This is a genomic window from Flavobacteriales bacterium (genome assembly GCA_013001705.1).
Classification (GTDB): domain Bacteria; phylum Bacteroidota; class Bacteroidia; order Flavobacteriales_D; family JABDKJ01; genus JABDLZ01.
The window spans coordinates 1-21489 of sequence record JABDLZ010000291.1 but is presented as its reverse complement, the minus strand read 5'-3'; the positions used below and the strand labels follow the sequence as shown (position 1 = coordinate 21489).

The window sequence follows — 21489 nt, the reverse complement described above, 5'->3', positions numbered from 1 at the left end:
GCATGGGGAAACTGAGTGATAAACCGGCTATCGCTGACCTTGTGGCCATCTGCGCTGCCAGAGGCTTGAAGCGAGTCATCATCAGCCCGGGTTCGAGAAATGCACCCTTATCTATTTCCTTCTTAGGTCATGGAGGATTCGATGTGCAGGTCATCGGGGATGAGCGTTCAGCAGGCTTTATAGCCTTGGGCATGTCCCAGTCCGATCATAAGCCGACTATCTTGGTCTGTACTTCGGGATCGGCCTTGCTCAACTATCTACCGGCTGTGTCAGAGGCCTATTATCAACGCATTCCCCTTCTCATTCTTTCTGCCGATCGACCTGAAGAATGGGTCGACCAGATGGAAGGCCAGACCATGCGCCAGCGCGGCAGCATGAGCAATTTCGTCAATCGCGAATTCCATCTACCTCAAGAGGCAGGTTCAGCGGATAGACAGTGGTATTCCGCTCGGCTGGTAAATGATGCCATAACAGCTACTCATTGGCCCAAATGCGGTCCGGTCCATGTGAATATCCCTTTGAAAGAACCCCTCTATGGACAAATAGAAGCGAGTCCTGAGCCCAAGATCATCCATCCTTCGATCAGCACTCCCGGTCTACCGAGCAACTATGACAAGCTTAAAGGAGAAGTATCCGAAGCTCAGAAAGTGATGGTGATTCTGGGACTCGATAAGACACAGAGTGTTTCAGCCGATACATTGGCCAGACTCGCGAAGAAAGGTGTCGTCATTCTCAATGAGACCAGTTCGAATAGCGCTTCTCCTCAAGCGCTCTCTTGGATCGATCGTACCATCGCTGCTATCCCAGAGTCAGAGCGGCAGGCTTTCGTTCCCGATCTGCTCATCACGGCCGGGGGACCCCTGGTAAGTAAACGCATAAAGACCTGGCTTCGCAATGAGAAGATCGCAGCACACTGGCATGTGGATGAGGTAGAGGCTGAGAAGGACCTTTTTCAATCCTTGACCTGTTCTATCTATTGCGCTGAAGGACCTTTGTTGGAGGCATTCGCTTCAGATCTACCTGAATCGGATCCCACATATCTCCATCGCTGGGAGGAACTACATAAAAAAGTCCTTCATTCACACGATGACTTCTTATCCCAGGCCCCATTCAGTGATTTGAAGGCCTATCAGACCATTCTGGAGATGATTCCTTCCGATAGTATCGTACAGATGGCCAATAGCGCTGCTGTCAGGTATGTACAACTCTTCCCGAATCGTCCGGATATCACCTATTACGGCAATAGGGGTGTGAGTGGGATAGAAGGATGTACGAGCACGGCAATGGGTCTGAGCACGCAAGTGGAACGTCCGGTCTTTCTTCTCAGTGGGGATATGGCTTTCAGGTATGATGGGAATGCCTTCTGGAATGATTTGAGACCGAAGAATCTGAAATGCATCGTCATCAACAATCACGGGGGTGGGATATTCCGCATCATTCCTGGGCCGGATAGTACCGATCATCTCGACCGCGCATTTGAAGCCCATCAAGAGAATTCTGCCGAGAAGATGGCACGGATGTATGATCTGGAATATCGCGTGGTGAGCGATGAACCGGAATTGAAGAGCGGCATGGACTGGTTGATCGCATCGCAAGGACCAGCCATCTTGGAGGTATTCACCCCGAGAGAGAAGAATGCCGACATCCTGAGGGAGTATTTCGAATTCTTAGGACAATGATTCGATCGAGCACTGTCGTACAACCCAAGCTTGAACTTTTACCCTTTGACTATAGGCAGGGCCTATTCCTGATCGGCAGCTGCTTCACAGAATACATCGGTGAACGGCTGTCCAATGCCGGGCTATCTGTCCATATGAATCCGATGGGCATCACGTATAACCCGCTTTCCATAAAGAAGAGCTTCGAATACCTGGCAGGTGAGCATTCCTTACAAGATGCTGACTTCCAGCAGCGGGACGATGTACATTTCCATTGGGATTTCCATTCAAGGTTTTCAAAGCTCGATCGGGAGCCGCTGAAGAAGGAGTGTCAAGAATCCATCGTCCAAGCCAAAAGATCAATAGAGAATTCCAGCTTGGTCATCGTATCGCTAGGTACGGCATGGATCTATGAACTGGAAGCTGACGCTCAGGTGGTCAACAATTGCCATAAGATGCCCAATGACCTTTTCAATAAAAGACTCCTGTCGTATAACGAGCTCGTGAGTGCCTTGAGTGATATTCTGGACTTATTGAAGCTCCTGAGTCCAGAGGTCCGAGTGCTCTTCACATTAAGTCCGGTCAGACACTGGAAAGATGGGGCAGAACAGAACAGCTTGTCCAAGGCGCTCTTACGGTCGTCCATAGGTGCGGTGACGAGAAAGGAGCAGGCACTCTATTTTCCATCCTATGAGATCATGATGGATGAGTTGCGGGACTACCGATACTATGCTTCTGATCTCATACATCCGTCAGAAATAGCCCAGGAGATCATTTGGGAACGGTTCAAAGAATCCATTTTCACGAACAAAAGTTTGGATTATATCCAAGCGGTGGAGGCCTATCAGAAAATGAAAAGCCATCGACCGATCTTGCCTGATTCACAGGGCGCTAGGGCATTCGCAGAGAAGCTCAAAGAGACCAAGAGATCCATCCTTCATACTTATCCCGATTCACCCTTCCAAGGGTAGATAGGACATCGGGTCGGGGCAATTCTTCGCGTAATAATCCCAATCCTTCGCACTGCAGACTCCTGGATAATCCACCGCATCGCTATCCAATTCTCTGATGAGCTGGAAATGTAGATGAGGCGGCCAGCCGCCATTCTCCCGCTCATTGCCCAAGTATGCGATCAGCGCTCCTTTCTCGATCTCCGTCCCTACTGGGTGAATGCTCAATGACGAAATACTCAGATGGCCATACAAAGCAAGGATGATTTCCTTTCCTACCCGATGTTTTATGATCAGTGTGGGTCCATAATCCGCATCTCCGGCATTAAGGTGCGAGACCACCAGCGTTCCGCTCCAAGGGGCGTAAATCGGAGTGTCCGCAGGTGCCCATACGTCCACTCCCAAATGGATGTTCCTTTCGTTCTCTGCTTCAGAGTAGTTCTCAGAACGGCTGTAGATATCCCTTCGTTCGCCATAGCCCCCATAACGGATATTCCCATTGAATATGTAGCGGCTCAGTGCAGCATTGTCGTGCGCATCGACATTGTGACGCTTCAAATTCTGACTACTGAGATCGAGTGCTTCCCAGCCCTGATGAGCCGATTCCGGACCGAGGAGGTCGTATAATCCCTGAGATACAGACATAGGCCAAATCTAATCCATAGAACACGCGTACCTTCAAGCACTCTTGTCCAATTATTGTGGAATTACTGGAATTCACATCCTCAGGTATCTATTGCGAAAAGGCTGATGTATACATCGACCCTTGGCGCAAGGTGCCCAAGGCCTTGATCACCCACGGGCATGCGGATCATGCACGTTCTGGTATGGGCTCCTATCTGGCGAGTGAGGCCGCTCTACCTGTTATGCGTCATCGCCTCGGGACGATAGACGCACAAGGAATTCCCTACGGGAGGGAGATTTGTATTAACGGGGTGAAATTCTCTTTTCACCCGGCCGGGCACCTGATAGGCTCATCGCAGATTCGTGTGGAACACAAAGGGGAGGTGTGGGTAGCCTCAGGAGACTACAAGGTGGAGAATGACGGTATCACCGAAGCATTCGAGCCTGTGCCTTGCCACACCTTCATCACAGAATGCACTTTCGGACTACCGGTATTCGACTGGAGACCGCAAGCAGAGGTCTTTGAAGAGATCCATGCATGGTGGCGCAAGAATCAAGAGCAAGGGAAAGTGTCGGTCTTGGTAGCCTATTCCTTGGGCAAAGCACAGCGGGTCATCCACAATCTGGATGGGTCGATCGGACCTATACTCACTCATGGGGCTGTGGAGAATATCAATGAAGTGCTCAGAGCGCAAGGAATCGATCTACAGGATACCCGAAGAGTGACACCGGAGATCACCAAGGAAGAAATGAAAGGCGCACTGGTCATCGGTCCGAGCAGTATCCTCGGTAATCCGTGGTTAAGGAAATTCAGTCCCTTTGAGACGGCCATGGTAAGTGGTTGGATGGCCATGAGAGGGAACCGCAGGCGTAGAGCTCTCGATCGTGGTTTCGTTCTCAGCGACCATGCCGACTGGAAAGGTCTCAATCAGACCATTGAGTCGCTCGGCTGTGAACGGGTCATCACCACGCATGGGTATTCTGAGATCTATGCGAGATATCTGAGAGAAAGAGGGCTGCAGGCACAAGTGGAGAGTACGGAGTATGAGGGAGATCAGATCAATGAGAACGAGGGGTCATGAAGGACTTTGCACGTTGCATCAGAGCCATCGATGAGAGCAATAAGACCACTGTGAAGGTGGAGGCGCTCAAGCGATACTTCGATACAGCCAGCGATTCGGACAAGCTCTGGTGTGTGGCCTTGCTTTCACATAGAAGACCCAAGCGACCCGTCACCACGACCCAATTGAGAGAATGGGCGGCCGAAGAGTCAGGGATTGCTCTCTGGTTGTTCGAAGAGAGCTACCATATCGTAGGCGATCTGGCAGAGACCATAGCCTTGCTCACGGCCGGAGCTGAGAGGGACGACACCGAATCCAGAAGCCTGACAGAAATAGTTCAGTTGATCATCGATCTGAAGGGGAAGGAAAAGGAGGATCAACGTCAGGTCATTACGGATATCTGGCGCTCGATGGAAGCGTTCGAGTGTTTTGTCTTCAATAAGATCCTTACAGGAAGTTTCCGTATCGGTGTATCTCAGAAACTCATGACCAAGGCCTTGGCACAAAGCCTTGATAAGGAAGAATCACATATCGCACATCGTCTGATGGGAAATTGGACCCCGGAGAGCACAGATTTCGAGAGTCTCCTTCTCACTGATGATGGCCTTGTAGATGCCAGTAGACCCTATCCCTTCTATCTGGCCTATCAGTTGGAGAGCGGTCCCGAATCCCTCGGAGCCATAGAAGAATGGTCGGTAGAGTGGAAATGGGACGGCATACGCGGACAGATTATCCATCGAAAAGGAGAGGTGTTCATTTGGTCCCGAGGAGAAGAATTGGTCACCGATCGCTATCCGGAACTCAAGCAAATGGCAGCCCGATTGCCAAAAGGATGTGTCTTGGATGGGGAGATCCTCCCGTACATGGATGGTAGCCCCTTGGATTTCTCTTTGCTTCAGAAACGCATTGGTAGAAAGACAGTCAGTAAAAAACTCCTCGAGGAAGTTCCAGTCGTATTCATGGCCTACGACCTTCTCGAGATGGATGGTAAGGACCTCCGCTTAGAACCCTTCGAGCTCCGGAGACAACGCTTGGAAGAAATCGCTGATGCCGACATTCCCTCATTGATCATCTCACCTCAAGTGCAAGCAGGGACATGGGGAGAACTCGCACAGATCCGCGAAGAGAGTCGTAGCCGTAAGGTGGAGGGATTCATGCTGAAAAAGAAATCGGGGACATATCATACGGGACGGGTCAAAGGCGAGATGTGGAAGTGGAAGGTAGAACCGTATACCATCGATGCCGTGCTGACCTATGCCATGCGAGGTCATGGTAGACGAGCTACGCTTTACACAGATTACACTTTCGGTCTTTGGGATGGGGACAAACTGGTCACCTTTGCCAAGGCCTACTCCGGATTGACCGATGAAGAATTCCGCGCGGTGGACCAATTCATCCGTAAGAATACCGTCAATCGATTCGGCCCGGTACGTGAGGTCCATCCTGAATTGGTCTTCGAGATTGCCTTCGAAGGTCTGAGTGAAAGTAGCCGTCATAAGAGCGGTGTCGCCACCCGTTTTCCGCGCATCAAGCGCTGGCGTAAAGACAAAACGGCATCGGAAGCCAACTCGCTATCAGATCTCAAATCATTGATACTCAGTTAGGTGGTCTGAGTCAGTCAAGATTTTCTGACGCAAACATTAGGGGTATAGGGGGTAGTAGAATAAAGCCTCCGATTACCACCTAGGGGTAATGGTATTCCCACACGCCTGCCATAGATTTGGTGGTACCGACCAGCTATTCAACGCTTAGAAATAAAAAGAGAATGACCAACGCTGGACAAGACCAATTGTTCAACACCATGGACCCTTGAAATGAAAGACAATGTTCTTCTGCACGATCAGAGCTATGAATGGTTCGAAGAAAAGAACTGAAGATCGGTCCAATGAAAAGTCGCGGGGAGTGTCCATCTGGCGCCCCGCGACTCTTTCATACTTATCCTGATTCAAATGACTTTATTCGATCATTTATAAACTAAATAACAACCCATGGGAACAATGACCAAGAATAGCGGAACACTGGTCTCCGCAGACGAAGCAGCCAAGATGTTGCAGGACTACCTCACTACACACGGAATCGACCCCAACAAACCACCTGCAGGTGTGTGGTGGGCCACTTTCTTCGGAATCGATAAGATGAAAGCACTCATTACTGAGATCGACAAATACAATGGAGGCGATAAGCCCAATGGAGATATCATAGGAGTGAGATGCTACAAATGTGAATCCGAGGATAGCGGAACTCCTGGTGAGAGTGTCCTGCTGATTCCGGTGACCGAGAAAGAGGGAAAGAAAGAAGATATCTATCCTATCGCTACTGAGAAGAGCATTACGCAGTTCACCCCGAATCTCATACTCGAAAGAGGAGTGTTCTGCCCACCGCTCTGTGGTGGCTGATCATTTACGGTATTGAACGACTGAAGGGCATCCGATCGGATGCCCTTTCTTTGTATATAATGGGATTGTTCTTCGATTATCCGGCCTTCAGTTTCTATGTCATGCTCAGCGCTGTAGCCTTGTCCGTACTTATGGGGCTCATATTCAGTGCTTGGAAGAAGGACATTACCCGGCTTGTGTTCATTTTTGTTTCCATCGATCTGGGCTTCTCTCTTCTGGAGGATGCCTTTAGTTCCTTGACGGAGACGAGTATTATTTGGGTGCATAATACCTACTTCATTGCGGAGATTATTTGTGTCACTTTGATTTTTGCTCAGATCATTCAACGCTACAGAACATATATTCTTGGTGTTGGTTCCGCAGCTCTTTTTCTCTTATTCTTAGAATTGTTCTTGAATGGATCATGGTTGTCTCCGACTCCATTAGCCGGTCTGATTTTTTCATTGATTATGATTCTTTTATCAGTTTGGGGTTTCTACCTACTATTCGTTGAAGAAGAAGACGCGGATATGCTGACCAACCCTTCCTTCTGGGTGCTCTGTGGCATCCTGCTCTACAGTACAGCTGCGAGTTTCAGTCTGGGTCTACAGGATAGGATCCTCACCTTTGAACTTTCGGCCATACGAGGAATGTGGCACATGCACAATCTATTCAATGCGATGCGCTTCTTCTGTTTTGCCATGGCATTCTTCGTTAGATGGAAGTCTCAGCGCAGCATGCAATGGTCCTGATGGCTTATTCAGCCGATTTCTTTTCTTTATGATCCACAGCTATGATGGACTCGTTGGACCTTGACTTAAAACTCGTGCTGCTCTTGGGGACATTGACCATGTTCCTTCTAGGGCTGGCTCTCATCTTCTTTGTGGTGCTCTACCAGCGCAAGATCTTGAAGAAGAATTTGGCCATCCAACAGGTAGAGGAGACCTTGAAAGGCAAAGAACTGGATTCGGTCTATGCCATCGTAGAGGCACAGGAGACAGAACGAAAACGCCTGGCCAGAGAACTGCATGATAATGTGGGATCGCTATTGGCTACGCTCAAGATGTATGCTGACACCTTTCATAGCAAACAGGAAGAGGAGCGAGAGGAGATAGCCAAACGCATTGCTGAAATGTCTGAAAAGGCCAGTACAGAGGCCCGAAGACTCTCACATAGCTTGAATGATGGACTGGCCGAACATTTCAATTTCAAGGATTCGCTACAGGAATTGACACACACGGTCAATGAACTTGGGGGGCTACAACTTGCAGTACGCGGAGATGTGGACAAAGTGCCTGATACCGAACGAGGCATCCAGCTCTTCCGTATCATCCAAGAACTGATCAGTAATACCGTGAAACATGCACGGGCCAGATCGGCCGAGATGGAATTCACCGGCTTAGGAGATACCATCAATCTGATCTATACAGATAATGGGAAGGGATTCGACCTGGAGAGGAATAAAAGGGGAATCGGTCTGTCTAACATCCGAACCCGAATCGAGCAGGTCCAAGGGTCGATGGAGATGGAATCAGAGCCCGGTAAAGGAAGTACATTCAGTATAGACATGCCCGTGCTATGAGTCAGATCAAGGTACTTCTGGTAGACGATCATGAGATCGTCATTCAAGGCATCCGTATGCTACTGGAGTCCAATGAGGATATGACCGTGGTGGCCACTGCCTCCAATGGTCAAGAGGCGCTGGATCGCATTGCAGAACAACATGTGGATGTAGCCGTAATGGATGTCAATATGCCGGTCATGAATGGTAGGGATGCCGCAGAGAGGATCAAGGCGGACCACCCCCATGTAAAAGTGCTGATGTTGACTTCTCATGATCACAGGAAGCTCATCCATGAATTGCTGGAAGTCAAAGTGGATGGATGCTTGCTCAAGACCCACACGGCTGCGCAACTCAACGCAGCTATCGAGCGAGTGATGCAGGACAAGAAGTACTTCGATGAGGTAGGGGATTTCGTACCCGATCCTGAGAACCACATTCTAGGTGATCGGGAATTGGAGGTTCTCAAGCTCTATTGTCAGAACAAGAGCTACAATGAGATAGCTGAGGAATTGGAATTGACCAAACTCACCATCAAGACCCACCTTAGGAATATCCGTAGGAAACTGAAAAAAGACAAGATGGTGGACATCATCCAGTATGCCACCGAAATGGGACTCATCTGAGAGTTCAATCCAAGGCCATGTTGAGATAGGCATCGAAGGGATACAAGGCCTTGAACACCTTGATGCAATGTGCTTTGAAGCCTTTATTGGTCACTTGTGTATCATCCAATTCGTGTACAGCCAAGAAGCTCTTCATCTTGAGCAATTCGATCTCCGGATGATCGGCCGGATAATCCCGAGGTGAGGTTTTGAGTTTCTCACCCTCAATTTCTCCAAAGTACTTCTTGAAAGAAGCAGAGCGCAGTACCTTCTTCATATCACCCGCATTGTAATGGATCTCACTGCGTATGGCTTTGAGCCAGGCCGCTGGCGGATGATAGGCTCCCCCGGCCAAGAAACAATTGTCGGGTTGTATGTGGATATAGTACCCGGCCTTGGGTTGCATCTTGGTCCCACCTTGTACGTGCGCACCCATATTCAGCTTATAGGGACTCTTATCCTTGGAGAAGCGCACATCCCGGTAGATGCGAAAGACCGTTTTCTTGGCTTCAATGCCCTTTATTCCGGAGTCGAACTTGGCCAATTCTGGAATCAATGCATCCACAAAGGCGATGAGATCGGCCTGAGCAGCTTTGTAGCGGTCCTTGTTCTTCTCGAACCACTCGCGGTCATTATTCTTCTTCAGCTGTCGGAGGAATTTCAGCGTGTCGGGAGCTAGATGATCCATGTCTTGATGATAAGTCATTCAAGATAGGAATATCGGTCGACTTCAGAATAGGGAGAGCATCACCTGACCTATCTTCTCGATGGGTCTTTCCAGCGGTAGGATGGTAGGCTCTTCGGTATGTCGGAAATAGGAGCGGAGTATGCGTTGCACATCGGAATTGTCTTCCTGTGGGACCAGATGACCGGCCAGATCCTTGGCCTCTATTTCTTCCTGGACCTTGTCGATGAATCCATAGCCCTTATACAGGCCGTTCTCCACGAGCACAAATCCAGATTCGCCATCCTGTCGACCGTCCAGAAGGATCACAAAACTTCCCGAGATGGACCCCATGGAGGCGATCGCCTCATCCACCCGTTGATTGTAGACATCTACTTCTTCCTTGGAGCAACACACACCCTTGCATTTGCCTAGGCGGTGATGGAAGCATTCTCCCTTTACCCCTTGTAATTGGATGTAGCGCGGACAGAGGTCGAAGGTCTCTTGCAGTGTCTCCAAGAATTCCCGGCATTGCGACACGGAATAGAATCGGATCAACGGACGTTTGACTTGACGTTTCTGGGCATAACTGAGGTGACGTACCCCCTGCCTGTCGGTGTATTGGAAGATGCACCACGCATCGATTTTTCGCTTCTGGGCACTATTGTACAAGGGATAGATCCGCTTGATCTCGGCCGATTCTACCAACAGGGCCATCAACTCATTGCCGCACTCCTTGTGATCCACATGCGCAATCACCTTGTGCATCTTTCGGTCCTTCCTGTCCTGATTGTAGAAATGCCCCATCACCCGGGAGCGGATATCGATGGCCTTGCCTACATAGATGACCTTACCCTTGGTGTCCTTGAAGTAGTACACTCCGGGTCTGGAAGGCAGTCCATCCATGACCTTGGACGGGAGGTGAGGAGGGAGGCTCCCTTCTTTACTGCGATGATGCAATGCTTCTGGGATCCATTTCCCATCGTCCTTATCGAGGATCATCTTGAAGAGCTCTACAGTGGCCGCAGCATCTCCATAGGCCCGGTGTCGGGCTTCTATCTCGATACCCAAGTAGGAGCAGATATTGCCCAGACTGTACTTGGCCTGACCGGGAAAGGCCTTTCTAGCAAGCCTTACGGTACATAGTTTCTTACGTCTGTATTCGAATCCAAGATTGCGGTATTCCTTCCGGAGTACATTGTAGTCGAAGCTCACGTTGTGGGCCACGAATACACAGCCTTTGGTCATCGTTTGCACCTTCTCGGCCACCTCATAGAACTTAGGTCGACCTTGCACCATGTCATTAGTGATCCCCGTCAGATTCTGGATGAAGGGAGGGATCTTACATTCCGGGTCGATGAGGCTTTGGAAGCTATCTACGACCTGTTCACCATCATGCACGAATAGTGCAATCTCCGTGATCCGATTATCGGAACGGTAGCTACCGGTGGTCTCCAGATCGATGATAACGTACATGGGAATACGATGATACGGATTCCTTGCAAAGCGCTTTAGTCAGGGCGCTCAGCCTATCAACAATGGGATCGGGAAGGAGGGGAAGGGTAGTTCAAGACTCGTTGGCGGCTTGCTCGATCCAATTATCCAGCCGGATCATCTCCACCTTGAACAAGGCCCGCTTTTCTTCTAGATCATCAACAAAACGTCTACAGAGCAACTGGAGACGATCGTTACTGCCGTAGCTCGCCAGATGAGCGCGGAGTTCATCCACGAGTTTGATCTCTTGTTGCAGACCTAAGATGGAGAGGCCATGTTTCATGCGATGGGCTACTCGGGCAAATACTTTGTAGTCTCTCTGAAGAAGAGCGGCTTCGAGGATTCCCAGTTCGTTATCGACCATCTCTACGAATGAGCCTATGATCTCTCTCGCTGAGAATATGTCATTTCCGAATTTCTGCTGAAGAAAGGGCACATCAAGCTCCCTCTGATACTTGAACGCGTTCATAGTGTTGTTGTTGGATAGCTTGCATGAATATAGTAAAATATTCTGAATCAGCTACATAGAGCTGTAGCTTGGCTCAATGGCTGTGGCCTGTCAGTCCTCGAGATCCTTTTTGAATCGGTCCATCTCCCGCCTGGTCTTCTTGGTCGGGCGACCGTATATCCCCACTTGCCGATTCTGCTTATTCTGCATCTCCACCCGTTCAAGTATATCCAGGTCTTCCCATGGGGTGGTCTCTTTGATGAGCTCAGAGACCAGCTTAGCGCCTACGCGGCTCTTGGGAATGTTCAATATTTCGTAGCGTTTCCATATAGGGCCACGCTTCACAGCGATCTCATCGCCCAGTTTTACCTCCTTGCTCGATTTGACGAAGTCATCATTGAGCTTCACCTTTTCAGAATTGCATTCTTTGCTCGCTGCAGTCCGGGTCTTGCACAGACGTACACACCAGATGTACTTATCGATACGCACTATACAAAGGTAAAGGATGCCCTCGGTACCGTATTTTTGGGAGATGGAGTTGAAAGAACGAGCAAAGACGGACCTTGGGATCATAGAGCGATATCGATCCGTGAGGGAGCGTAGTATGCAATTGGCGGCACCGCTCAACAGGGAGGATCACATTCCTCAGCCGGTCGTCTTTGCCAGCCCACCCAAATGGCACCTGGCCCATATCACCTGGTTCTTTGAAGAGTTCATACTTACCCGATTCGACAATGACTATGAGGTCTTCGACAATTTCTTTGCCTTTCTCTTCAATTCCTATTACAATACGATCGGTGAGCGCACCTTCCGGGCCGACCGAGGGAGCATCACCCGACCCGATGTAGATGAGGTGTATCGCTACCGCGCCTATGTGGATGAACACATGGACCGACTCCTCGACCAACGAGGGGAAGAGGCCGAACTCCGAGCTGTGCTTGAGATCGGTCTGAATCACGAACAGCAACATCAGGAACTCTTCCTTACAGACCTCAAATTCGTCTTTGGTCTGAACCCGACATGGCCGGTATATGCAGCCGATCAAGTTCGTGTAGAGACTTACGATAGAGCTGAAGGCTGGCTGCAGATCCAAGAGGGCGTCTATGCCATCGGTCACGAGGATCAGGGATTCTGCTTTGACAATGAACTCTCCCGGCACAAGGTCTACATCCATGATTGTGAAGTATCCCGTGCATTGGTCAACAATGCAGAGTATATGGAATTTATGACCGATGGGGGCTATGAGCGATTCGAACTCTGGTTGGATGAAGGATGGTCATGGGTGCAAGAGAATGACGTCTGTTCCCCGCTCTACTGGCACCATATGGATAATCGATGGATGTGCTACACCCTGGCTGGACTCCGGGAAGTGGACCCCAAGGCCCAGCTCTGTCATGTCAATTACTATGAAGCGGATGCCTTTGCTCGATGGAAGGGTATGCGTATACCTACTGAGTTCGAGTGGGAGGTGGCCTCCAGAGGACTGGATTGGGGCACGCGCTGGGAATGGACCCAGAGTGCCTATCTGCCCTATCCCGGGTTCAAAACAGCAGATGGAGCACTGGGAGAGTACAACGGTAAATTCATGGTCAATCAGATGGTACTGCGAGGCGCCTCGGTGGCTACAGCTCCAGGTCACTCACGACCTACGTACAGGAATTTCTTCCATCCGCAGTATCAATGGCAATTCACGGGGATACGATTGGCGCGCTGATCTTTGCCGTGAGGGCGGATGTGATGACTTACACTCACTTAGCAAAAAATTCAACAGAACAGGCTATGAGAAGATTTAAACTAGTACTGATCGGATTGCTTCCAATCGTATTGATGGGACAGGAGTTTTTGATCCTTCAGCCAGACGGAACGGATGGAAAGGATGCCATGATCTGGGCTGCTCCCAATTTTGGAACGAATGATAACAATTATGGCAGTTCAGATCAATTGGTTCTGAATGCATGGACGAATTCTACAGTACCCGACACCATACGTGCCCTTGTCGAGTTCGACCTGAGTTCGGTTCCAGTAGGGTCATCAATCACTTATGCCCTGCTGAGCTTCTATAACAATGCCTCAGGAGCCAGTCACAATGGTCAACATCAGAATCTGGATGGAACCAATGAATGGGAGATCAATAGAGCGATCGAGTCTTGGGATGAGGATGAAGTGACATGGGAAAATAAACCTGCATACTCCAGTGCCGGCCAGATCCTGATGAGCGCTTCCTCTTCACCCGATCAAGACTATATAGATACCGATGTTACTGACATGGTCCAGGATATGGTAGACCACCCAGAATTGAATTTCGGATTTTATTTGAAGTTGCAGAATGAGACACCCTATAAGGCCTTGGTCTTTGCCTCATCTGAACATGAGACTCCAGAAATTCGGCCCAGACTTATTCTTCAGTATACCTTACCTGTGGGACTCGAAGAATTCAATCTCTCCGAATCCAGAAAACTCATTCGGATAACGGATATGCTTGGGAGGGAAATTCCCTACGCACCTGGCATCCCTTTGATCTTGCAATTCGATGATGGTACAACCGAACAGCGGGTAATCATTGAAAATTGAGCCATTGGCATTTCGACTACCCCGCATCCTTACAGATGGTCACCAGGTCCAGTGCACGCTCCCGGAGAAAAAAAATGCATTTCACGCCCCGATCCTTTTATGCGCAGGGGCTTTTCAATTCCCTCCCATTAGGGATCATTACCTTTGAATCCCTATGTCCCAATTCGCTCAGGATGTGCTCGAAGGGTTAAGCGCCACGAAAAAACGTCTCTCTTCTAAATACTTCTATGACGATGAAGGCAGCCGTATCTTCCAGGAGATCATGGCTATGCCCGAGTACTATCTCACCGACCGTGAGATGGAGATATTACAGAGCCGTTCCTTAGAGATCCTCCAGGCTACTGATCTAGAAGAATCATTCAACGTGATCGAGCTGGGCGCAGGGGATGGGACCAAGACAGAGCAGCTGCTTAAGACCTTCTTGGAAGCCGGCCATCGCCCGATATACCACCCGGTAGATATCAGTCAGGAAGCGGTGGATATCGTACGAGATAGGTTGAGCAGGAATCTGCCGGCACTGGAGGTGCGTCCCGCAGTGGGGGATTACTTCCATATCATGCAAGAAGTGACCGCGCATGAGACTCCTAGTCTGGTGCTCTTCCTAGGGTCCAACATAGGCAACTATATTCCTCCCAAGAATACGGACCTGATATCGCTCATTGCGATCAACATGTCCAAGGGTGACTATTTCCTGATTGGGGTCGATCTGAAGAAAGACCCTACACTGATACAAGGGGCCTATGATGATCCTCATGGGATTACAGCCCGATTCAATCTGAATCTATTGGAGCGCATTAATCGTGAGTTGGGAGGCGATTTCGACCTGGAGGCTTGGGAATTCATCTGTAGGTATAATTCTGAGAATGGGGAAGTGAGGAGCTATCTGAAAAGTACCCGCCAGCAAGAAGTGTTTATTAGGGCCTTGGACCGGAAATTCGCCTTTGCTGAGGGAGAAGAGGTATGGACCGAACTTTCCAAGAAATACGATCTGGAAGGAATAGAAGCATTGGGTGAAGAATCTGGATTGACCTTTGTGCAGCATTTCACCGATCAACGGCATCATTTTACAGACTCTTTATTCAAGAAATCATGAAAGCGATCTGGAAGGGCCACGTACTGGCCGAAAGCGAAGAGACCAAAGTCATCGAGGGTAACCACTATTTCCCTGCCGATGCGGTCCATATGGAATTCTTCAAAGAAAGCGACACACATACCGTGTGTCCATGGAAGGGAACAGCCTCCTATTACACCGTAGAAGTGGATGGCGAACAGAACAAGGACGCGGCCTGGTATTATCCAGAGACCAAGGATATGGCCAAGGAGATCGAAGGCTACCTGGCCTTCTGGAAAGGAGTGGAGGTCACCGAATGAATAACACATTGCGGGTCATAGGGGTGCCAGAGCACTTCAACCTGCCCTGGCTGGAAGCCATCGAGGATGAGAAATTCCTTCGTGAAGGCCTTTCGGTCTCATGGAAGGATGAGCCTGGAGGAACAGGGGCCATGTGCAAGGCTTTGCGCGAAGGGGATGCAGAATGTGCTGTCCTCCTGACAGAAGGAATCATCACGGACATCATTCGAGGTAATCCTTCTCGGATCATTTCGGGCTATGTGGTCTCTCCCTTGATCTGGGGTGTACACACCGGAGCTGCCAATCCGCTGAGATATCACAGGGACTGTTATGACAAGCAAATCGCCATCAGCCGCAAGGGAAGCGGGAGTCACCTGATGCCTCAGGTCGATGCGCTGATCAAGGAGACCAGCATTCCCTCTGACAACTTCCAAGTGGTAGGAGGCCTCACAGGTGCGCTTGAAAGCCTTGAGGCGCAAGAGACGGATGTATTCTACTGGGAGAAGTACACGACCAAACCCTACGTGGATTCCGGGCAATTGAGAAGGATAGGGGAGTTCATCACCCCCTGGCCCTGCTTTGTGATCGCAGCGCGAGAAGATGTCATCCGGCAACGTTCGGTGGACCTACGTACCTTATTGCAGGTCATCCAGCGTGAGTGCCTGGCCTTCATGACCGATGAGCACAGTATCGAGCGTGTGGCCTCACGCTATGAGCAGAAACATGAAGATGTGGAACGCTGGTTCCACAGTACGGTCTGGGCCGATCACAGTATGGTCAATCCACGTACTGTCCAGAATGTGATATATGCTCTGAAGTCCACGGGCATCATCGAGAAGGAGAAGCCCATAGAAGAACTGGTCTGGTCAAGCTGAGTTCTGCCGATTTCTCTTGAATCGCTGTACTACAGCAATGCCGATACCAATGGCCATCACGATGATACCCACCCAGAGAATGTTGATCCAAGGGAACATGATGGCCTGCATCACGATGAAATCCCTTAGGTTCTCTTCTTTCTCAGCCACCTGGATGGTGATCAAGCTCTCTTGAGGGCGTATCTCGGTAAACTGGAATTTCACACCCTTGTCTTCCATCACATAGGGAATGGTCTCCTTGTACTCGCTGTTCTTCAGCACGAAGATGGGTTCGGCATAGGACACCGTATCGTCAGGCGAGACCACGCGCAGCATGGCCTTTACCGCTAGGTCGTCTTCTTCCAGTCCATAGGCCGCGAGATCCTTTACAGCCACAAGAGAATCCACGATTGCGAGACGCGCACCACTCCGCAGTGTATCTCCGATGGCCAGTTGGTGGTCTTTGAAAGGGAGGTACCCTTCTGCATCGGTCTGGGTATCCTCATTGTCCAATTGACCGTAGCGTACGTGGGTGTACACATCCCGGTCTAGATAATGCTTGGTATCGGGTTCGGGTACATTCCCGAATTTGGGATTGAGCTGGATGCGCGGCTCCAATCGGAATAGCCGTTCTCCTGCCTCATAGGGGGTCCAAAGGGCAGCACGGTCGACTTCTTCTGGACTCGGATCAGGATAGGGCTCCCAGTATCGGCCGATGTCCTGCATCATATCCAGTCCGGCCGGATGCTCTTCCTTGGCCCGATAGATCTCACCCAACATATAGATGAAATCCCCTTCCTGATAGGTCTTCGGGGATAGGTCGAAGTAGTCCATCTGGAAGTAGATGTTCACATCGTCCCGATACTTGTCCTGGAAGGAGACGAAGTAGTTGCCCATGATGAGCGTATCCTTCTGGAAGAGCAGGATATCCTCACGGTTGGAGAAGTCATCGCTCAGCTTGGTGATATCGGTCAGAGAAGTATTCTGAGAGATCTTCTTGCTCTGGGAGGTGCTCACGGCTGCTCCGAGCAGAACGAGCCCGAATCCCACATGAGCTATAGACGATCCAGAGACTCTTACACGATTCTTGGCCACGCGTAGCAGATAATCCAGATTACCGGTCACAGCCCACCAACATCCGAAAAACAGAAGAATGATGCTCAGATTCTTGCCATCCAGTGGTATGGAGAAATACCAAACAGTCAGAGACGTGGCTATCACCGCGATCAGCGCAGAGATAGAGATCTGCTTGAAGAATGAAGTCAAAGGAGTGTCCTTCCAGCGCAGGAACTGGGTGAATGCCACCATCATGGTCACCACAAATGCAAAGGGGGTCTGCCATTTATTGTAGTCTGCGATCAGTTGGTCCTGGCCCTTATCGCTCAACTGACCGGCTGCTAGGGTAGCTAGGCCATCCGAGTTGAGGAGTTCTGCCAACCACTCCAGACTTCCACGTAGTGGTGTGGCCAAAACATTGAAGACCGGTTTAGAGGTCATGAAGGTGATCTGCAAGGCACTCATCACGATGACCAGCGAACCGATGAACATCCAGAATTCACGGCTCCAGAGTTTCTCTTCTTCCTTCTCCTTAGGATAGTGTTTCTGATAGGAGATGATGGACATGATGAGTGATGCCAGCAGCCATACATGGAGCGCGATCATGCGCTGTCCTGAGAAGAGCGCTACGATAAATGTCAGGACCGAAGCCAGCCAGTAGGCCCTGCGGAATCGGGTATCGGTCATTAACATGCCTATGCTCACGGTGATGAAGAAGGTCATATAGACCACCAGTTGTCCTCCCAGTCCATTGTCGGTAAAGGCGTGCACTGAAGTGTCGCCCAGCACACCACTGTTCGTGAGGAAGTTGGAGTAGATTACAAAGATGAAACTGGCCAAGGCCAAGAGCAGAGCAGAGTATGTGGATCGCGCCTTGTTGCGATTGACCAACATCACATGCCCGGCAGATACGATGATCAACCATGGCACCAAGGAGGAATTCTCCACCGGGTCCCATGCCCAGAAACCACCGAAGCTCAAAGCCTCATAGGCCCATGCTCCTCCCATCAGTATACCGACTCCCAAGACCAAAATACCCAGATAGGTCCAAGGCAGGGCAGGGCGTATCCACTGATGATATTGCTTACGCCACAATCCGGCCACAGCAAATGCAGCCGGAACGATGGTGGATGCGAATCCGAAGAAGACCGTAGGAGGGTGGATGGTCATCCAATAATTCTGTAGAAGTGGATTCAATCCTCGACCGTCCATGAATTGGGGGAATCGACTGAGATAATCCTCGAATTGGGTCCAGGGCAGACCGATATTGGAGGGGAGTTCGCGTAGCAGGAGGAATGGAGAGCTACCGATCCGCAGGTCGCCCAGATAGATACCTAGCACCATGGATCCTAGGAATACATTGGCAGCAGCAATGAATGTCATCACCGGAGCGGTCCATTTACCGGCAGAGCGGATGAGCAGATTTCCCAAGACCATATGCCAGAAGGACCAGAGTAGAAAAGATCCTTCATGACCCTCCCAGAAGCAAGAGAGTATGTAGCGCATGGGCATGGCATTGTTACGGTGTTTCCACACGTAGTCATACTCATACCATGCGTTGCCGAGCATGATGAAAAGGATGGCGATGGCACCGACCAACGACAGACTGTGTACACGGAAGGCCCATTTACCCCATGACGACCACTTCGGATCTCCTTGATATTGCTCAGAAAAGAAATAGGATATCGCTGAGAAGAGTACAGAGACCATACTCAGAATGAGCAGGGCATGGCCCAGTCGACCTGCCCAGAGATGTTCGCCTATGTAGTTGATCTCCTCCACTTACCGGGATGCACTCATCTCATCCATCATGTGGTTGTCCTGGTTGTATTTGGACGGGCATTTCATCTGCATATCCTGGGCTACGAAGATGTCTCCCTTAGCTGCACCAATGAGTACCAAGCTCTCGCTCTGCTCGAATCCTTGGGGTTTACTCTTGAGCAGATGCACTTTTCTTACCTCTCCATTCTCATCCCTCATGTTGAACTTGGTGAGACTTGGATCGGTGATAGGGTCGTAGACGATCGGTGCTGATTCATCCAAGAATCCCACCACACGGTATTGGGAGCCTTGGTCGGCAAAGGCGGTAGTGAAATCGGCTTGTTTCCCTGAATCCGATAGGGTGGCAGTCAATGCACCGATGATGACCGCGATAAAAATGATACCTATGATCTGTGTTTTCTTCATCTCCAGCTCGTGCTGCAAATTTCGTCAATAAAATCGGCTTGAGGATGTGACTCCCTTACACGAAATCTCAATCCTCTCCTCGTTCTAAACGCTTGATCCTTCTATCCAGTCTGATGAGATAGATGAAAAGGATCACTAAGATGGTCAGTACCACTCCGATGACCACATTGATCTTACCAGAGCTGTACATGAACTCTACCATTTGAGAGTCCTGAGCGCTCAATACGCTGCTCAAGATAATGGCCAGAAAAAGTGCTTGCGTTCTCATAATGAATCGATGGGACAAAGCTAGTGCTTATGTGCGTTCTGTCGAGTGATTGCGGTCACCACCGAGCCAGGTGTTCTTCACAATTGCGACCAATAGAAAGAAGGAGCAGGCCAAAGCCGTATAGAAGATCACAGCTATCTCACCGTAATGTCTCCAAGCTATGGCGACCAAGGCCCAGATACCGACTGCCGTGAACAGCGTCATCTTTCGCAGACGCACAGTCATGTAGTAGATCACGGTAGCTATCCCTATCATCACTACAGTCCATGTGACTTCGGAGAGCACAGGACTTATCCCGTTCTTGGCGAGTAAAGCACTGACATTTGCTATGCTGGCTACAGTGATCCATCCGCCATAGAGACTCAATGGCCACCAGACCGCCTGTCGTGTCACTGAGATGCGATCCCACTTCATCTGGTGGAGGTAGGATAACAAGTAAAGGAGCATAAGCAGCATTCCGAACATCAAGAATAGACTCACGAGTGTGTTCTCAGTCAGCCAGGCATAGAGCCACAATCCATTTAGAAGATTGACTATTGCCAGTCCTGGGCCAATGCCATTGATCAAGGCATCATATTTCCGTGTGCTGAATGCTGATTTGACCAAGAAGGTGCAAAGAGCGAATAGGGAGAGATAGATCACACCCCATATCCCAAAAGCATATCCGGCCGGAGTGAACAGATTGGCATAGCGGTCGCTCAAACTTGCTACTGTATTGCCGTCTACACCAGCACTGTTGGCAGTGTAGTTCCATCCGACTATGAGTAGAAGGATGATAGAATTGAGTATAGACCAGGTCTTAGCGCTTTTCATAGTATCAAGAGTGTAAAAGTGAGAAAACCGCATCTCACGAGATGCGGTTTTTTCAGATTATTCAATGAAGGGTAACATGTGCCGTTATCAGGCGGTCTGTTCTTCATGTTTTCCTTCACGGATCTCTTCGATCAATTTGTCGTTGAAAGCCGTAAGGTCCTGCGGACTGCGGGATGTGACCAATCCGGAGTCTACCACCACTTCTTCATCTACCCACTGTGCACCGGCATTGACCAGGTCAGTGCGGATGGATGGGTAGGAGGTCATTTTCCTGTCTTTCACCACATCGGCTTCGATCAGCATCTGTGGGCCGTGACAGATAGAGGCTACAGGTTTGTGTTGGGAGAAGAAATTCTGTACCAAATTAACGGCAGAAGTACTCTTACGGAGAGTGTCTGGATTGATCACACCTCCTGGGATGAGCAATGCATCATAGTTGTCGGCCCGTGCCTCCTCTACGGTCAAATCAACTGGGACTTCCTGTCCCCAATTTCCATTTTCCCAACCTCGTATATTCCCTTTTTCTAAAGAGACTACATGGGTGGTGGCTCCTTCGGCTTCAAGTTGTCGTTTAGGGCTTAATAATTCGGATTGTTCAAATCCGTCAGTGGCGAGAATGGCCACTTTTCTGTTATTGAGTGTATTCATAAAAGTTCAATAGGTTTAAAGTACAGCGTGGGGTGATCCAGGCTGTGTGATTCATTCTGTCAAGGAATTCACCTCCTCGTGCGAGTAGCTCAAGAAGTGGTCAAGGGCTGATGGGGTTGTTCGGTAGGAAGGGCCACTCGCGGATTCGGAGATATAGGTGGAAGAATCATTCCAAGTCATCGACTATATCAGAAATCCATTATATCTCCTTGTCTGATGGGGCTTGCGTGCAGTATAGCCGATCAGGCAAGTTCTTGGTCAATCCTCAGAATGTGTAGTTGACTCAACACCCTGTAGAATGA

Annotated in this window: 23 protein-coding genes; 13 read left to right on the top strand and 10 right to left on the bottom strand. The window is 49.8% G+C overall.

Annotation, left to right across the window (positions count from 1 at the left end):
• Positions 1 to 2 precede the first annotated feature (2 nt).
• Positions 3 to 1679, top strand: coding sequence for a 2-succinyl-5-enolpyruvyl-6-hydroxy-3-cyclohexene-1-carboxylic-acid synthase (gene menD / locus HKN79_11590; protein ID NNC84210.1), 1677 nt, complete (start codon positions 3 to 5; stop codon positions 1677 to 1679).
• Complete coding sequence (locus HKN79_11585) at positions 1676 to 2629, top strand: GSCFA domain-containing protein (GenBank protein ID NNC84209.1); 954 nt, start codon at positions 1676 to 1678, stop codon at positions 2627 to 2629. Before menD ends, HKN79_11585 begins: the two co-directional genes overlap by 4 nt.
• Here the strand turns inward: HKN79_11585 and HKN79_11580 are convergent.
• Positions 2612 to 3253, bottom strand: coding sequence for a peptidoglycan DD-metalloendopeptidase family protein (locus tag HKN79_11580; GenBank protein ID NNC84208.1), 642 nt, complete (start codon positions 3251 to 3253; stop codon positions 2612 to 2614). The genes HKN79_11585 and HKN79_11580 overlap by 18 nt on opposite strands.
• A gap of 50 nt (positions 3254 to 3303) precedes the next feature.
• On the opposite strand from HKN79_11580, the gene HKN79_11575 reads away from it, so the two are divergent.
• The 6 genes from HKN79_11575 to HKN79_11550 all read left to right on the top strand — a co-directional run bounded on the left by HKN79_11575 (position 3304) and on the right by HKN79_11550 (position 8855).
• Entirely contained in the window at positions 3304 to 4314 is a 1011-nt protein-coding gene (locus tag HKN79_11575; GenBank protein ID NNC84207.1) for a ligase-associated DNA damage response exonuclease, read from the top strand.
• Positions 4311 to 5897, top strand: a complete 1587-nt coding sequence (locus HKN79_11570; protein NNC84206.1) for an ATP-dependent DNA ligase — start codon at positions 4311 to 4313, stop codon at positions 5895 to 5897. The genes HKN79_11575 and HKN79_11570 overlap by 4 nt, the downstream gene beginning before the upstream one ends.
• Positions 5898 to 6290: 393 nt before the next feature.
• The gene (locus HKN79_11565) at positions 6291 to 6689 is read left to right on the top strand and encodes a hypothetical protein (protein NNC84205.1); all 399 of its coding nucleotides are present in this window, start codon (positions 6291 to 6293) and stop codon (positions 6687 to 6689) included.
• Between the two features lie 449 nt (positions 6690 to 7138).
• Entirely contained in the window at positions 7139 to 7420 is a 282-nt protein-coding gene (locus HKN79_11560) for a hypothetical protein (protein ID NNC84204.1), read from the top strand.
• A gap of 53 nt (positions 7421 to 7473) precedes the next feature.
• Entirely contained in the window at positions 7474 to 8250 is a 777-nt protein-coding gene (locus HKN79_11555) for a hypothetical protein (protein NNC84203.1), read from the top strand.
• Entirely contained in the window at positions 8247 to 8855 is a 609-nt protein-coding gene (locus HKN79_11550) for a response regulator transcription factor (GenBank protein ID NNC84202.1), read from the top strand. Before HKN79_11555 ends, HKN79_11550 begins: the two co-directional genes overlap by 4 nt.
• A 4-nt stretch (positions 8856 to 8859) precedes the next feature.
• On the opposite strand, the gene HKN79_11545 is transcribed toward HKN79_11550, so the two are convergent.
• From HKN79_11545 to HKN79_11530, 4 genes are all read right to left on the bottom strand, one after another.
• Positions 8860 to 9522 carry a DUF2461 domain-containing protein gene (locus HKN79_11545; GenBank protein NNC84201.1) on the bottom strand — a complete coding sequence of 221 codons (663 nt, stop codon included), beginning with the start codon at positions 9520 to 9522 and terminating at the stop codon, positions 8860 to 8862.
• Positions 9523 to 9564: 42 nt separating this feature from the next.
• Positions 9565 to 10974 carry a GIY-YIG nuclease family protein gene (locus HKN79_11540; protein NNC84200.1) on the bottom strand — a complete coding sequence of 470 codons (1410 nt, stop codon included), beginning with the start codon at positions 10972 to 10974 and terminating at the stop codon, positions 9565 to 9567.
• 91 nt (positions 10975 to 11065) lie between these two features.
• Entirely contained in the window at positions 11066 to 11461 is a 396-nt protein-coding gene (locus HKN79_11535) for a hypothetical protein (protein NNC84199.1), read from the bottom strand.
• Positions 11462 to 11551: 90 nt separating this feature from the next.
• Entirely contained in the window at positions 11552 to 11929 is a 378-nt protein-coding gene (locus HKN79_11530; GenBank protein NNC84198.1) for an RNA-binding S4 domain-containing protein, read from the bottom strand.
• Between the two features lie 16 nt (positions 11930 to 11945).
• Between HKN79_11530 and HKN79_11525 the strand changes: the two genes are divergently transcribed.
• From HKN79_11525 to HKN79_11505, 5 genes are all read left to right on the top strand, one after another.
• Positions 11946 to 13154 carry an ergothioneine biosynthesis protein EgtB gene (locus HKN79_11525; GenBank protein NNC84197.1) on the top strand — a complete coding sequence of 403 codons (1209 nt, stop codon included), beginning with the start codon at positions 11946 to 11948 and terminating at the stop codon, positions 13152 to 13154.
• Positions 13155 to 13219: 65 nt separating this feature from the next.
• On the top strand, positions 13220 to 14011 hold the full coding sequence (locus HKN79_11520) for a DNRLRE domain-containing protein (protein ID NNC84196.1): 792 nt from the start codon (positions 13220 to 13222) through the stop codon (positions 14009 to 14011).
• Between the two features lie 154 nt (positions 14012 to 14165).
• Complete coding sequence (egtD, locus tag HKN79_11515; protein NNC84195.1) at positions 14166 to 15104, top strand: L-histidine N(alpha)-methyltransferase; 939 nt, start codon at positions 14166 to 14168, stop codon at positions 15102 to 15104.
• A complete protein-coding gene (locus HKN79_11510) occupies positions 15101 to 15382 on the top strand; it encodes a DUF427 domain-containing protein (GenBank protein ID NNC84194.1) in 282 nt (93 codons plus the stop codon). The genes egtD and HKN79_11510 overlap by 4 nt, the downstream gene beginning before the upstream one ends.
• Positions 15379 to 16236 (top strand): uracil-DNA glycosylase, encoded by an 858-nt coding sequence (locus HKN79_11505; GenBank protein NNC84193.1) that lies wholly within the window; start codon positions 15379 to 15381, stop codon positions 16234 to 16236. The genes HKN79_11510 and HKN79_11505 overlap by 4 nt, the downstream gene beginning before the upstream one ends.
• Here HKN79_11505 and ccsA read toward each other — a convergent pair.
• From ccsA to HKN79_11480, 5 genes are all read right to left on the bottom strand, one after another.
• Positions 16228 to 19053, bottom strand: a complete 2826-nt coding sequence (ccsA, locus tag HKN79_11500) for a cytochrome c biogenesis protein CcsA (protein ID NNC84192.1) — start codon at positions 19051 to 19053, stop codon at positions 16228 to 16230. The genes HKN79_11505 and ccsA overlap by 9 nt on opposite strands.
• Complete coding sequence (locus tag HKN79_11495) at positions 19054 to 19458, bottom strand: cytochrome c maturation protein CcmE (GenBank protein ID NNC84191.1); 405 nt, start codon at positions 19456 to 19458, stop codon at positions 19054 to 19056.
• A 67-nt stretch (positions 19459 to 19525) separates the two neighbouring features.
• Complete coding sequence (locus HKN79_11490; protein NNC84190.1) at positions 19526 to 19726, bottom strand: CcmD family protein; 201 nt, start codon at positions 19724 to 19726, stop codon at positions 19526 to 19528.
• 27 nt (positions 19727 to 19753) lie between these two features.
• Positions 19754 to 20539: a tryptophan-rich sensory protein gene (locus tag HKN79_11485; protein ID NNC84189.1), complete on the bottom strand. Its 786-nt coding sequence runs from the start codon at positions 20537 to 20539 to the stop codon at positions 19754 to 19756.
• A gap of 87 nt (positions 20540 to 20626) precedes the next feature.
• A complete protein-coding gene (locus HKN79_11480) occupies positions 20627 to 21187 on the bottom strand; it encodes a type 1 glutamine amidotransferase (protein ID NNC84188.1) in 561 nt (186 codons plus the stop codon).
• Between the last annotated feature and the right edge of the window lie 302 nt (positions 21188 to 21489).

Coding starts and splice junctions, on each gene's coding strand:
- menD (NNC84210.1), top strand. CDS start 3: ATGGGGAAACTGAGTGATAAACCGGCTATCGCTGACCTTGTGGCCATC.
- HKN79_11585 (NNC84209.1), top strand. CDS start 1,676: ATGATTCGATCGAGCACTGTCGTACAACCCAAGCTTGAACTTTTACCC.
- HKN79_11580 (NNC84208.1), bottom strand. CDS start 3,253: ATGTCTGTATCTCAGGGATTATACGACCTCCTCGGTCCGGAATCGGCT.
- HKN79_11570 (NNC84206.1), top strand. CDS start 4,311: ATGAAGGACTTTGCACGTTGCATCAGAGCCATCGATGAGAGCAATAAG.
- HKN79_11565 (NNC84205.1), top strand. CDS start 6,291: ATGACCAAGAATAGCGGAACACTGGTCTCCGCAGACGAAGCAGCCAAG.
- HKN79_11560 (NNC84204.1), top strand. CDS start 7,139: ATGATTCTTTTATCAGTTTGGGGTTTCTACCTACTATTCGTTGAAGAA.
- HKN79_11550 (NNC84202.1), top strand. CDS start 8,247: ATGAGTCAGATCAAGGTACTTCTGGTAGACGATCATGAGATCGTCATT.
- HKN79_11545 (NNC84201.1), bottom strand. CDS start 9,522: ATGGATCATCTAGCTCCCGACACGCTGAAATTCCTCCGACAGCTGAAG.
- HKN79_11540 (NNC84200.1), bottom strand. CDS start 10,974: ATGTACGTTATCATCGATCTGGAGACCACCGGTAGCTACCGTTCCGAT.
- HKN79_11535 (NNC84199.1), bottom strand. CDS start 11,461: ATGAACGCGTTCAAGTATCAGAGGGAGCTTGATGTGCCCTTTCTTCAG.
- HKN79_11525 (NNC84197.1), top strand. CDS start 11,946: ATGCCCTCGGTACCGTATTTTTGGGAGATGGAGTTGAAAGAACGAGCA.
- HKN79_11520 (NNC84196.1), top strand. CDS start 13,220: ATGAGAAGATTTAAACTAGTACTGATCGGATTGCTTCCAATCGTATTG.
- egtD (NNC84195.1), top strand. CDS start 14,166: ATGTCCCAATTCGCTCAGGATGTGCTCGAAGGGTTAAGCGCCACGAAA.
- HKN79_11510 (NNC84194.1), top strand. CDS start 15,101: ATGAAAGCGATCTGGAAGGGCCACGTACTGGCCGAAAGCGAAGAGACC.
- HKN79_11505 (NNC84193.1), top strand. CDS start 15,379: ATGAATAACACATTGCGGGTCATAGGGGTGCCAGAGCACTTCAACCTG.
- HKN79_11495 (NNC84191.1), bottom strand. CDS start 19,458: ATGAAGAAAACACAGATCATAGGTATCATTTTTATCGCGGTCATCATC.
- HKN79_11490 (NNC84190.1), bottom strand. CDS start 19,726: ATGAGAACGCAAGCACTTTTTCTGGCCATTATCTTGAGCAGCGTATTG.
- HKN79_11485 (NNC84189.1), bottom strand. CDS start 20,539: ATGAAAAGCGCTAAGACCTGGTCTATACTCAATTCTATCATCCTTCTA.
- HKN79_11480 (NNC84188.1), bottom strand. CDS start 21,187: ATGAATACACTCAATAACAGAAAAGTGGCCATTCTCGCCACTGACGGA.